11 protein-coding genes are annotated in these 13855 nt (G+C 28.5%); 10 read left to right on the top strand and 1 reads right to left on the bottom strand.

The annotated features are described in order from the left end of the window. Positions 1 to 405: 405 nt before the first annotated feature. The 10 genes from EGD97_RS02790 (at position 406) to EGD97_RS02745 (ending at position 11217) form a co-directional block, all read left to right on the top strand. Positions 406 to 1302 (top strand): nucleotidyltransferase domain-containing protein, encoded by an 897-nt coding sequence (locus EGD97_RS02790; protein ID WP_078682901.1) that lies wholly within the window; start codon positions 406 to 408, stop codon positions 1300 to 1302. A gap of 83 nt (positions 1303 to 1385) precedes the next feature. Further along, positions 1386 to 2795 (top strand): aminotransferase-like domain-containing protein, encoded by a 1410-nt coding sequence (locus EGD97_RS02785; RefSeq protein ID WP_078682902.1) that lies wholly within the window; start codon positions 1386 to 1388, stop codon positions 2793 to 2795. 8 nt (positions 2796 to 2803) lie between these two features. Then, positions 2804 to 3454, top strand: a complete 651-nt coding sequence (locus tag EGD97_RS02780) for a HEAT repeat domain-containing protein (protein ID WP_078682903.1) — start codon at positions 2804 to 2806, stop codon at positions 3452 to 3454. A 74-nt stretch (positions 3455 to 3528) separates the two neighbouring features. Continuing rightward, complete coding sequence (locus EGD97_RS02775) at positions 3529 to 4176, top strand: YigZ family protein (protein ID WP_127836454.1); 648 nt, start codon at positions 3529 to 3531, stop codon at positions 4174 to 4176. Positions 4177 to 4309: 133 nt separating this feature from the next. Next, positions 4310 to 5047 (top strand): YebC/PmpR family DNA-binding transcriptional regulator, encoded by a 738-nt coding sequence (locus tag EGD97_RS02770; protein ID WP_078682905.1) that lies wholly within the window; start codon positions 4310 to 4312, stop codon positions 5045 to 5047. A 178-nt stretch (positions 5048 to 5225) separates the two neighbouring features. Beyond that, positions 5226 to 5873: a pyrophosphatase PpaX gene (gene ppaX, locus EGD97_RS02765; protein ID WP_078682906.1), complete on the top strand. Its 648-nt coding sequence runs from the start codon at positions 5226 to 5228 to the stop codon at positions 5871 to 5873. Between the two features lie 136 nt (positions 5874 to 6009). Further along, positions 6010 to 7371: a 23S rRNA (uracil(1939)-C(5))-methyltransferase RlmD gene (gene rlmD, locus EGD97_RS02760; protein ID WP_127836453.1), complete on the top strand. Its 1362-nt coding sequence runs from the start codon at positions 6010 to 6012 to the stop codon at positions 7369 to 7371. Between the two features lie 308 nt (positions 7372 to 7679). Next, a complete protein-coding gene (locus tag EGD97_RS02755) occupies positions 7680 to 8021 on the top strand; it encodes a helix-turn-helix domain-containing protein (protein WP_164850146.1) in 342 nt (113 codons plus the stop codon). Beyond that, the gene (locus tag EGD97_RS02750; protein ID WP_127836451.1) at positions 8008 to 9876 is read left to right on the top strand and encodes a DNA methyltransferase; all 1869 of its coding nucleotides are present in this window, start codon (positions 8008 to 8010) and stop codon (positions 9874 to 9876) included. Before EGD97_RS02755 ends, EGD97_RS02750 begins: the two co-directional genes overlap by 14 nt. Positions 9877 to 9993: 117 nt before the next feature. After that, positions 9994 to 11217, top strand: coding sequence for a DNA methyltransferase (locus EGD97_RS02745; protein WP_164850145.1), 1224 nt, complete (start codon positions 9994 to 9996; stop codon positions 11215 to 11217). A 46-nt stretch (positions 11218 to 11263) separates the two neighbouring features. Here EGD97_RS02745 and EGD97_RS02740 read toward each other — a convergent pair whose 3' ends face one another. Further along, on the bottom strand, positions 11264 to 13825 hold the full coding sequence (locus tag EGD97_RS02740) for an AlwI family type II restriction endonuclease (RefSeq protein WP_127836449.1): 2562 nt from the start codon (positions 13823 to 13825) through the stop codon (positions 11264 to 11266). Positions 13826 to 13855 lie beyond the last annotated feature (30 nt).

Raw genomic sequence — 13855 nt, 5'->3', positions numbered from 1 at the left:
AAATATATAGTAAAAAATTTACTATTCGAAAAAATTTTAGAAGGATAAGTTATTGGCATATAGTAAGTAATTTTTAATAAAAATACTTTTTATAGTATAATTATTATATATTTTAAGTGTAAATATTATATAAAAATGCATTAATATAGATACATAAAGTTAAAACTAAATATAATTTACTAATATAAGGATATTAACAAGAAATATATTTTATAATATATTTTATTCATTAACATAAATTAGCACTATTCTACTAAAGAGCTATATTAAAGTTAAAAATTAATATATAAATGAATAAATATTAAATTTCTGAATTTTGAATAATTTATAATTATACTATTTGTTTTTATGCAAACTTATATTATAATAAAATATAAGTTTTATTATATAAAGGAGGGGATTTTAGTGGAAAGAACTATTTTGCAATACCAAAAGGCTTTTAATAGCATAATAGATAGACTTAAAGCTAATGAATCAGTATTAGCGGTAATGGTTTTTGGAAGTATGGTTACAGGTGATTTGTGGGATGAATCTGATATTGATTTGTTTGTTATATTAGATAATAAAATGCCTAATATAAAAAATATATATACAGAAGAAAAAGACGTTCCTGTACACATTAAACTTATGAGTAAAGATAAATTTATTCAGCTTTATGAAGAAGATTTAAAAGGAGGATTTATGCATAGAATGTTTGCTTCCTCCAGACTTGTTTTTTCAAAGGATATGGATATAACTATAAAATATGATAGCGGAAGATATTATCCTGATTTAGATAGAGAAAGATGGAATATGGTTTATCTTGGGAAAGTATTAAAATCTATAGATGTATGTAAAAAATATCTTTCAAACGATGGAATTTATACAGCTTATAGTGCTGCGATAGAATGCACTTTAAACTATGCTAAACTTTTTATAAATTATTCAGGTTATATGATAAGTAAAGATGCAATAACTATGGCTATGAATTTAGATGATAATTTTAAAAAATGTGTAGATGAATTATTTTTTCATAGTCAAGATCCCTGTAAAGCTATTATAAATACTATAAATTATATCGAAGATAAAATTGATGAGACTATTAGAAACACCGCTTCTATTTTAATAAATTATATGAAGCAAAAAGATCAATTTTTAAGTACAGAAGACATAAAAAATGATAAGCTTTTTGAAAGTTATGATATAGCTGTTGAAGATATATTAAATAAGCTTTGGGAGAAAAAACTTATTAAAAAAGATAGTAGAGATTTTAAAACAGAAGATGGGAAAGTTTTGTTTAAAGAGAATGTATATTTTATATAAAATAAAAGCTACTAGTGTAATTAAAATTTATGCTAGTAGCTTAAATTTTAATAAATAATAATAAATAATTTAAAGGTGATTAAATGGAAAAATATAAATTAAAATTTTATGAAGGAGATATACCTAAATATATACAGATATCCAGACATATTAAAAAATTAATAGATTCAAATGAAATAGAAGATGGTGAAAAATTACCTTCCATAAGAAAATTTTCAAAGTTTTTAAATGTAAATAATGATACAATCATAAATGCTTATAAAAGATTACAGATGGAAGGTTATGCGGTTTTAAAACTTGGAAGCGGAACTTATGCAAAAAAAAGAGATATAAATAAAACTTTTAAAAAAGATTATTCAGAAACATTTAAAAAATTATCGGCAGGTGGATTTAAAAGTTTTATTGATTTTACTGGGGAAAATGCGTGCAGTGATTTTTTCCCAGTTGAAACTTTTAAAGAGGTGTTAAATGAAGTTTTAGATAGAGATGGATCTAATGCTCTTGCATATCAAGAAATACTGGGTTTTAGTGGGCTTAGAGAAAGTATAAATAAATATTTTTGGAATGAAAAGCTTGATATTGATAATATACTTATAGTTTCAGGAGCACAGCAAGGAATTGATATAGTATCAAAAGCTATAATAAATATAAATGATAATATAATAGTTGAAAAACCTACATATAGTGGAGCTTTATCCGTATTTAAAGGAAGAAGATCTAATATATTTGAAGTAAATATGGAAAGAGATGGTGCAAATTTAACTGAACTTATAAGTATATTAAAAAAACATAAAATAAAATGTTTTTATCTTATGAGTTACTTTCAAAATCCAACAGGAATAAGTTATAGCCTGGAAAAAAAACTTAAAATATTAAATCTTGCAAAAGAATATGATTTTTATATAATTGAAGATGATTATTTATCTGAACTTATTTATGATAACTCTATTAAATATTCTACTTTTAGAGCTTTAGATGATAGCGATAGAGTTATATATATAAAAAGTTTTTCAAAAATTTTTTTACCTGGAATAAGAATTGGATATTTAATTTGTCCTAATATTTTTAAAGAGCAAATACAAAATTCTAAAGTAGATACTGATATAGCTACATCAAGCCTTATGCAAAGAGCGTTACAACTATATATAGAAAAAGGATTTTGGAGAAATTACATAAATAAACTTAATATAATTTATAATGAAAGATATAATTTTATGAAAGAAAGTATTTTAAAAATATTAGGGGAAAAAGTAAGCTTTATTTCTCCAGGTGGAGGTCTTAATTTTTATTTAAAAAACATAGGAAATGTTAAAAAAAATAGTATAAATCTTTTTTATGAATGTAAAGAAAAAGGTGTATTAATAACACCTGGTGTTTTGTTTTACAAAAATGCTAAAGAAGGAGAAAATTTTTTTAGATTGGGTTTTTCTAAAGTAAATAATAGTGAAATAGAAAAAGGATTAGAAGTAATAAGCGATATTTTAAAAGGGTAGTGATTTATTTGAACAAAGGACTAATAAAGCTTAATTGGGATGAAATAGATAATTTTACAACTGAAGATATAACTTATTTTTTATTTTTAGAAGGTAAATCAATAGATGCTATTAGTAAAATAAGAAATATTGACAAAGAAGAAATAAAAAGACATATAATAGAAGGTAAGATAAAATATAGATTTTTGGCTAAAAGTAAAGATATACAAGAATTGTTTAAAATTTTATGTAATTTAGGTAAACAGGATAAATTATATGCACTTAAATATTTAGATGAGAAAAATATAAAAAATCTTACTTCTTATATAAAAAATAACTATACATCTATGGTTTCTAAAGAAAAAGAAAGTGCTATTTGGATATTAGGAGAATTAAAAAGTATTGATAATTTAGATATATTAAAAAAAGCTATGGTACATAAGCATGTAAATGTAAGAAGAATGGCTGTTTCAGCTATGGGGAAAATAGGGGATACATCTTTAGAAGTACCTCTTATAAGGGCTCTTGACGATGAAAATTCTCAAGTAGTTCTTTATGCTATTAAATCTTTAAATAAAATTAAAAGTAAAAAAGCTATAGATAAAATTAAATTTATATATGAAAATACTTCTAAAGAATATTTAAAAAAGGCTGCAGAGGAGTATCTATGTAATATTTAATAAGATATTATTTTTTTAAATATCTAATATGAAATTATATAAAACATAAGCATTTTATAGGTAGGTGGGATATATTGGGTTATTTTACAATAAAAAATGAAGTAAGTAGTGAATTTGAAGAAAAAAAGTCAATTTTTATTGGTCATGCTAAAAGAGTATATAGCGAAGAAGAAGCAAAAAATTTTATAAATAAAATAAGAAATGAGCATAAAGAAGCTACTCATAATGTATATGCCTATGTAATTGGAGAAAATATGGGAATACAAAGATATAGTGATGATGGAGAACCTCAGGGAACAGCAGGAATACCGGTTTTAGATGTAATTAAAAAAAATTCAGTTACAGATACAGTTATAGTAGTAACTAGATATTTTGGAGGAATTTTACTTGGAGCAGGGGGACTAGTTAGAGCTTACTCAAAAGGAGCTGCTTTAGCTATTAAAAAAAGCGGAATAGTTGAAAAAGTTAAAGGATGCTCATTAAATATAGAAATAGATTATGATATGTTAGGTAAGGTACAATATAATTTAAATCAAAATTTGTGGCATATTGAAAACATAAATTATTCAGATAAAGTAAATATAAAAATATATTGTGAAATTAAGGATTTAAATAAAATAAAAAATAGTATAATTGAAATTACTTCAGGCAGAGTGAATTTGACTGAAGAAAACGAAGGATTTTATTTTAAATCAGGGAATAGATTATATGAAGAATATTAAGGCATAAATTAATTTGGAAAATTCAGAAAATTCTTTTGTTGTATCTAATTTAATTTATATGATATAATATTTTGTATGTTTTTGTATGTTTATATATTAATTTTATATATTTTTGTTAGGAGGAGAGATTTTTATGTCAGGACATTCAAAGTGGCATAATATACAGGCAAAAAAAAGCAAAACTGACGCTAAAAAAGGTAAAATATTCACTAAAATAGGAAAAGAACTTATAATGGCAGCTAAAGCTGGTTCTAATCCAGAGACAAATAATAAACTTCGAGATGTTATAGCAAAAGCTAAAGCAAATAACATGCCGCAAGATACTATAAATAGGGCAATAAAAAAAGGCGCTGGAGAGATGGATGGAGCTAATTATGAAGAAATAGTTTATGAAGGCTATGCTCCAGGTGGAGTTGCAGTTATAGTTAACGTACTTACTGATAATAAAAATCGTTCAGCGGGGAATATAAGACACGCTTTTACAAAGTATGGCGGTAATTTAGGTGCTACAGGATGCGTATCATTTATGTTCCAAAAGAAAGGGCAAATTGTTATTGAAAAAACAGATGAAATTGATGAAGATGAATTAATGATGATGGCATTAGATGCTGGTGCAGAAGATTTTGAAGTAGAAGATGAAGTTTATGTAATTACTACTAGTCCAGAAGATTTTGGGACTGTTAGAGAAGCTTTAGAGAGTAATGGTCTTAAATTTTTAGAAGCTGAATTAAAGATGATTCCAAATACCTATACAGCAGTAGATATGGAAACAGCCGAAAAAATACAAAAAATGCTTGATGCTCTTGAAGATGATGACGACGTTCAAGATGTATATCACAACGCAGAATTCCCAGAAGGTTTTGAAGAATAATAGGAATATCAAGACTTTGAGAGAATTTGATTTGAAACTGAAATTTTATTACATCTACATATAATGAGCAATATTTAATAAAAAAACTTTTGTGAGATAATTATATATGAATGTTAATAATTTTAATTAATATATAACAAAAATAGTTATATAGATTTGGATAATACAGGAGGTTATATTGATAAAAGCAGTTTTATTTGATTTGGATGGTACTCTTATTGATACCAATGATTTAATAATAAATTCCTTTAAATACACATTAAAAAAGCATCTTGGATTAGATGCATCTAAAGATGAAATAGTTATGCATTTTGGAGAACCTCTTTTAGATACATTGTCTAGATATGATAAAGAAAATGCTCATATATTATTAGAAACTTATAGAAAATATAATGAAAATATTCATGATGAACTTACAAAAGAAGTAGTTGGAGCTAAAGAAACTTTATCTGAACTTAAAACATTAGGAATAAAAACTGGAGTAGTTACTTCTAAAAGAAAAATTTTAGCAGAAAGAGGATTGAAACTTTTTGATTTGCTTAATTATATAGATGTTTTTATAACTCCAGAAGATACAATTAAACATAAACCAGATGGAGAACCGGTAATTAAAGCTTGTGAAGGGTTAAAAATATCCACAAATGAAGCAATAATGGTAGGAGATAGCCATTACGATATTTTATGTGGTAAAAATGCTGGAGCTAAATCATGTTTAGTAAAATATACAGCTCTGCCTATAGATAAGATAATGGTGTATAATCCTGATTATATAGTAGAAAAAATACAAGATATATTAGATATAATAAAAAAAGAAAATTTTAATTAAAAAATTCTAAATAAAGCTTTTGCTTAAGTTAATAAGCTTAAGTAAAAGCTTTTTATTTAAAAATTTATTAAAAATTATAAATAATAAATTGTGCTATAAAATAAATTTTAAATCTTGGAGAGGATGATATAAATTTATGAAAAAAGGCAATGAATATGAGATTAAAATTGAAAAAACCGAATTTCCAGGCTGGGGAATAGGTTTTGCAGAAGATAAAAAAATATATGTAAAAAACGCTTTGCCAAATCAAAAAATTATTGGGAAAATAATAAAAAAAAAGAAAAATTATATAGAGGCTAAACCTTCTAAAATACTAGAAGATGTAAATTATAAAATACCGAGCAAATGTATACATTTTGGAGAGTGTGGAGGCTGTAGTCATCAAAACATTCCTTATGAAAATCAGTTAGATTTAAAAAAAGAACAGGTACTAGCGCTTTTTAAAGAAGCAGAAATAGAAGTATTTGAATTTTTAGGCATAGAAAAAAGCCCAGAAGAATTTGAATATAGAAATAAAATGGAATTTACTTTTGGTGATTATGAAAAAGGGGGAGAGCTTTCTCTTGGAATGCATTTTAAAGGGAAAACTTTTAGTATTGTTACTGTAGATAACTGCCAGATTGTAGATGAAGACTATAGAAAAATTTTAATTACAGTACTTAATTATTTTAGAGAAAAGAATATTTCGCATTATAAAATATTAACACATGAAGGATATTTAAGAAATTTAGTTATAAGAAAAGCTAAAAATACTGGAGAAATACTTATTAATATAGTTACTACATCTCAAATGGATTTTGATTTTAAAGAAATTACAGAAAAATTAACAAACTTAGTTTATAAAGGTACTTTAGTTTCTATTATTCATACAATAAATGATTCACTTTCTGATGTAGTTACTGCAGATGAAATAGAAATACTTTATGGAAGAGATTATATAATTGAGAGTTTGCTTGGATTAAATTTTAAAATAACTCCTTTTTCATTTTTTCAAACTAACTCTAAAGGAGCAGAAAAATTATATAGTGTAGTAAGAGACTTTTTAGGAAACTCAGAATCAAAAACTGTTTTTGATCTTTATTGTGGTACTGGAACTATTGGACAGATAGTAGCTCCTAAAGCCCAAAAAGTTATAGGAGTAGAAATTATAGAAGAAGCAGTAAAAGCAGCCAATGAAAATGCAAAATATAATGACTTAAAAAATTGTGAATTTATAGCTGGAGATGTAGCTGAAGTAATAAAAAAATTAACTGATAAACCAGATACAGTAATACTTGATCCACCAAGACCAGGAGTGCATAAAACTGCATTAAAATATGTAATAGATTTTAACCCTAAAAATATAATATATGTTTCATGCAATCCGATAAGTTTAATAAATGATTTAAAAATACTTATAGATAATAATTATACTGTACAAAAGGTAAAGCTTGTTGATCTTTTTCCTCATACTGTGCATGTTGAGTGCGTAACATTGATGTCAAGGGTTGAGAAATAAAGAACTGAAAAGCTTGTAAATAAAGGGTTTCCAGACATTTAGTTTTTCACCAGGCCTCTTTGCTGGATGTGGCAATGTCAGGAAATCCTTATTTTTATTGTTTGAGGGACATATCTATAGCCCTGAAAATTTGTAGTTGAGTTACCAGATTAGATAACGGCTATTTTTTATAGATGTTGAGGAAACAGGATAGATGTAATTGATTATATTGTTGTTGATTTGTAGCAGTTTTAATGGTATTATATAAGCTGTAAGCTATTAACTAACTGCTTAAATCATTACGCTTTAAGTTATTTGGAGGTGATAATGTGGCTGATGAAACTTTTGCAAGTTTTCTATCAAGAAAAAAAGAAGAAGCTAGACTATCTAACACAAAACTGGCGCGTAATGCTAACATTTCGGCAGTATATCTTGGTGAAATAATTAATGGAAAGAAAATACCGCCAGATAAAAAAACACAATATGCATTAGCTGATGCGTTAAATCTTTCATATGAAGATAGAGTTATGTTTTTCAATTTGGCCGCATCTGAACGGGGAGAATTACCTGTTGACGTTTATGATTATTTACTTGATAATGATGATTTAATATCTGAGATACGAGAAAAGCAAACTGCAGAAAAGATTGGAGATAAATATGAAAAACGTTAAACCTATTAAAAAGGCAGTTGTGGCTAAAAGACACACTGCACAATACAGAATGCATAAATACTTTGCACGAAGACCATATAATGTCTTTCAAAACTTAATTAAGCATTATACAAACAAAGGGGATATAATACTTGATTGTTTTTGCGGTGGAGGCGTAACCGTTTTTGAAGCGGCAGCATTGGAAAGAAAAGTGATTGGAGTAGACATTAATCCTTTAGCCACATTTATTACAAGAATGCAAATGTTCAATGGTGACATAGATTTATTAAAAAAAGTGTATTCAGATTTTATTAAACAAGAGAAAAAGAAATACAATAATTGGTACTATGTTAACTTTGGTGATGATGAAGGGGTATGTGAATGGATAGAATGGGTATATCAAGTAATATGCCCCAAATGTGGAAGTATTTTCGCCTTAACAGAGGATAGAAAAATCCGCAGCGGTTTGTTTTCATGTATAAATGAAAAATGTGAAGGACATAATGGACTGAAGCGTATTGAATGTTATCCTGCTGGTAGTAAACCTATAAGAGCAAGATATTTTTCAAAAAAGAAAAAAGAATTTATTGTACGTGAAATAACTTCTTTTGAACAACTATGTAATCATCGTGATTACGATGCTATAATCAGTCAGATAAAGCATATACCGAACTTTATTATTCCAATGGATTGGGATAGGCAACATGAAGATAAACTAAGAGAACGTGGAATTATTGAATATAAAGATCTTTTTACAGATAGAAATTATGCTATAAATTGTTGTATTTTCAACGATATCATTAGTATGAAGAATGAGTTGCCATATGATATTTATGAGATGCTTTATTTCCTTTTTAGTTCATCGCTTCGATATACAAATAAGATGACTAGAGTTACGGATAATTGGGAAGGTGGTAAGCCAACGGCTATGGATAAGCATGCCTATTGGCTACCAAATCAATATGTTGAAACTAACGTAATAGATATTATTGAGAAACGTGCAAAAAGTATTTTGAGTGGAGTTAAGTACTCGAAAAAAGTGCTACCTTTAACATGTAAAGAGGCAAAAGATTTTCAAGAGTTACAACAAGAAGGTAGTTACCTTGTCATGAATAGAAGCTCAACCGATATACCAATTCCGGACTGTTCTGTGGATACAATAATAACGGACCCGCCCTATGGGAGTAATGTTCAATACGCAGAATTATCTGCAGTTTGGAATGCATGGTATAGTTTGTTTAGTGGATTAAATGGCTATATTTTTAGAGATGAAGAAGCTGTAATGAATAGAAAAATTAAAGTTAAAGGTGCAAAAACAGAGTCGGATTATGAGGAGTTGTTGTATAGAATTTTCACTGAATGTTACAGGGTATTGAAACCAAGTGGTTATTTAGTATTCACTTTTAACAACAAAAATATTAAAGTTTGGATTGCCATGATGAGGGCAGTTGCTAGGGCTGGGTTTTACTTACCTGAAGATGGAGTCCTATTTCAAGATTTCATTGAATCATATAAAAACACTGCACACCTAAGATATGCAGGTAATATCCATGGGGATTTTATATATTCATTTAGGAAAGGAGAAAACCCAGCAAAAGCAGATTTAAATGGATATAATCTACAACAACTTATTGAGATAACTGTTGAGCATACAATAAAAAGCATATATAAGAGAAAGAAACAGTATAAAACGACAGAACTTTACCAAAAGATTTTTTCAAAATTGGTAGGAGTCTTGATGGCTTATATTACCGAGCATCTTGATAATGAAGATGAAATGCTAAGGGTTGAGCAATATTCTGACGACTATGTGGATACGGTTCTTAAAAAATACTTGGACTATAAAGATGGAAAATGGGTCCGAAAGGAGCAGTAATTTGTGAAGAAAATACTTGAACAACAAAAAATTTATTATAATAACGAACTACAAGAATTTGTCTATGGTTTGGAATGCAAATATAAATTTCGCGACCTTACAAATAGATATCATAACTTGGTAAATTTTTCGGAAAATGCTGAAACACCTTTTCTTAATTGGTTTAGATATAGAGAAGGATTTTCAGGTAAATTAATTAAAGAACTTATTATAGATTCCGGGGCCCAAAAGGACGAAATTATTTTAGATCCATTTAGTGGATCAGGTACCACACCAGTGGTTGCTGTATTAAACGGATATAATGGCCTGGGTATCGATGTAAATCCATTATCAACTTTTATTGCAAATGTGAAAATGAGTAAATATTCGCACGATGAGCTTTGCTTATGTAGAAATATGGCTAAAGATATAATGAACTTACCATCTCAAAGCACGTATAGATTTGATGATATTCGCAAATATTTTACTGAAAAAAACTATTATGACCTGTGTAGTTTACGTGAATACATTGATACTATATCTAACCCAAGAATAAGGGACATATTCCTGACAGCTTTTTTATGTATTCTTGAATCATCATCAAATAGACGACGTGATGGAAATGGACTGAAAACAGTAAAAACAAAGATTAATGATGTAAAAGAATTCTTCTATAAGAAATTATTAGATATCATTAAAGATTTGAAGGAAAGCTCAAAGGGGAATTTAGGACAAGGTCTATGTATTACTGGCTCTGCTATAAATTTACATGATATTTTCATGCGCGAGTATGGTGAAACTAATAAGAAAGTAGGTGCTATAATTTTTTCACCACCATATCCAAATTCTTTTGATTATTTTGAATCATATAAGCTTGAATTGGTGTTTGGTGGCTTTTCAAAAGATATTAGTGGAATAAAAACTTTTAGGGAACAGGCCGTAAGGTCATTTGTTGGAGTTAAGGCACAGGAAACATGTGATTATTATATAGATTTATTTGCGGATGAGATTGAAAAAGCTATACCATTAAAGGAATCTGAAACAGGAAAAAAAGATTCTAGAACGCGCAAAGTACCCAACATGATAAAAGGATATTTTGCTGATATGAGAGAAATAATACGACAATGCGGCTTATGTTTAGAAAAAGACAAAAAAGTATACATAGTAATTGACCAATCAGCTTATGTTGGAGTAATTATACCAACAGATTTATTATTAGCTTATATATCGGAAAGTGTTGGGTTTAATGTTGTAAGTATAACCGAATGTAGAAAAGCTAGAACATCTACACAGCAATTAAAGAAATATCCGTATTTAAAAAATATTTTACGAGAGAGTATTGTTGAATTAATAAAAAAATAAGTAATGAAAAAGCTGCCACAGAGAATTTTTCTGCGGCAGCATGATTTTATAACCAATTTTTGTATGTTATAAAATTATTAAGCAATTGATCATTTGGACATGTTTCGATCTCTTTAGTGTTTTCCAGAATTTCACTTATAATTTTTTCTCCTCCAGGCTGCAAAATTATGTCTTTTGTTCCTGGAGTTATTATACCTGGCCATATGAGAAGGTGATTTTTTAAATAAACAAATTGGTTATATAAAGTAGTTTTAGATGACCAAATATCTATTATCTTAAGGGTTGTATCAAATTTTTCATTGAGTGCAGCTAAGACAATATCTTTATTTGCTTCATTTAGTGTTTCTATGCGAGGATATGTTTCACGAAGATATGAGATTCTTTCAACAGCTTCACTAACACCTCGATCGCCTAAATCTTTAGCAATAAACAAAGCATACGCAAACTCGAATTTTGATATCTTTTTAACTTGCGATAATACTTTCAGGGCAAAACGATATGGAAAATGTGGAATGCGTGTTATAGGTGCAAGTTTATAAAACTTTAAAAGCTGCTCCTGAAAGATTGGAATAGCATCTTCAAAGGAGGCGCAATCAAAAAATTTACGTCCAATCTCAGTTACATAAAATTTTCGTTCCCTTTCAATAATTGCACCTATTTTTACTGCATGCGAAACATTATTGTGGTCAATAGCAATAGATTTACGAGGAAGTCCAATACTAAAAGAATCATATTTTCGTAAAGTGGGCATAACACACGAATTCAAATATGCTTCAAGGCTATAGTCACCGATAGTAGTAAAGTGACCACGTTCTACACCTGCAGTACGAGCTTTTGGCTCAAATATGAATTCACGGGAAATATTTGCTGGGTCTCTATTAACTTCAGCAACACGTAATAAGATCTTATCAGCAATATCATCAATTCCAAGTTGCTCTGTGGCTTCAATAATAATTGGTGATTCTCCATCGCCACCATCGTTTATTTTTTGGCCAGTTGCTAACTTTAAGTTGAGTTTATCTATATAGTCAGCAAGTATACGATCTTGATCTCTTAATGCTTGAATAACTGTATGAAGTGTACTGAATTTTTCAGGATCAATATCTTCAAAGTTCGTTACTTCATCAGCAATAATGATAGGAATAATAATATAAGATATTTTGTCTGGATTACTTTCTACTTTTCTTAACGAACGACCAACAGCTTGTATTATATCAATTATTGAATTTTTGGGATCTGCAAAATAAACAGCATCAATAATAGGAACATCAACACCTTCGGTTAAACATCTTGCATTGGATATAACCCCATATGGTGATGCTACGAACTCATCAAATATTTCCTTGCGTGTGCCTGCACTCATAGTACCATTTATATGATCACAATAGATGTCTGAAATACTTATATTTTCAGAAACACCTGCAATTACTTCATTAAGGCTTGTACCATCAGCAGATGCAATGAATAATTTAGCAGATTCAATATCTCTATGATAAGAGATTACTTTGCTTATTCCAATGTCATTCATAGTCTTAGCTAAAAGTACTTGTTTAAACAGGTTTTGCGCATCTACTTCTCTGTCACCAATATTCAAAATTAAGTTATTTTCAATTATGTTTTTTAATTCTCCTTCTTTCATACAACAAAGGACAATTTTGTAATCGCTTATTATACCTTGTTCTATAGCACTTCTAAAAGGTAACGATGTAAAGGTAGGCCCATATTGCTCATAATTATCCATAGAAAAAATTTCGTAATTATATTCATAAGCACGGTTTATAATACGTGGATTAACAAATCGTTCTGTAGCGGTCATAAAAAGGCGCTTTTTTGCAGGAATAAAAGTATCATGCATACCTAAAACAAACATTTTGCTATCTTTATTACCGGCTGTTCTATGAGCTTCATCGAAGAAAGCAATATCAAAATAAAAATCTTCTATCTTCTGCAGTGCACTCACAATCGAATCTAGTGACTGATAAGTTGAAAAAATTACTTTATCTTTAGGGGTATCGAATAATATGAACTCGGCAATTTTTTCCGGATCTGTAGTTACAGGAACCCCAATATAAGTTGCATCTGTTTCAAGTTCATCGTACTCAGCTCTACGAGCACCTTGAGCAACAGTATTATCACTGCATACACAAAGATATGTGAAAGGTGTATTGGCTTGAGGCATCCAGGCCTCGAGAGTTTGCTTAATGAGAGCAAGATTAGGGGCAACAAAAAGAACGTATTTTGCATTTAGTTTTTCTTTTATCCACAAAGCTGTTAAGGTTTTACCGGTACCGCAAGCTGCAAGCATTTTACCACGCGATTCAGTTGAAAAACCATCCAATACTTCTGAAATCATTTTAATTTGATGTGGTTTGGGAGTGAATTTTTCTGTTGTATTAGTTAAAGTACCTGTTGTGGCATAAACAAATAACCATTCAAAGAAATCGGGTTTGAGACTAGTTAATTCATCACGAAGAATCATAAACTGATTTTTCTTTTTATATGCTTGTTGTGGAAGTTCATAACAATTTGCAAAGATACATCTTTCGTCTGCATGCTCTGATTCTGCCCAAAATGGATTTATGTCAATATAGTAGACACAAAAACTCAAATTTTTATGCAGTTTTTCTTAAAGCATCTT

The organism is Clostridium prolinivorans, assembly GCF_004011155.1.
Lineage (GTDB): Bacteria > Bacillota > Clostridia > Clostridiales > Clostridiaceae > Clostridium_AT > Clostridium_AT prolinivorans.
Note: the sequence above shows the minus strand (reverse complement) of the source record. Positions and strands in the feature narration are given on the sequence as shown.

What these genes read in the sequence shown, in the direction of transcription:
- EGD97_RS02785 (WP_078682902.1), top strand. Translation starts at nt 1,386, where the DNA reads ATGGAAAAATATAAATTAAAATTTTATGAAGGAGATATACCTAAATAT.
- EGD97_RS02770 (WP_078682905.1), top strand. Translation starts at nt 4,310, where the DNA reads ATGTCAGGACATTCAAAGTGGCATAATATACAGGCAAAAAAAAGCAAA.
- rlmD (WP_127836453.1), top strand. Translation starts at nt 6,010, where the DNA reads ATGAAAAAAGGCAATGAATATGAGATTAAAATTGAAAAAACCGAATTT.
- EGD97_RS02750 (WP_127836451.1), top strand. Translation starts at nt 8,008, where the DNA reads ATGAAAAACGTTAAACCTATTAAAAAGGCAGTTGTGGCTAAAAGACAC.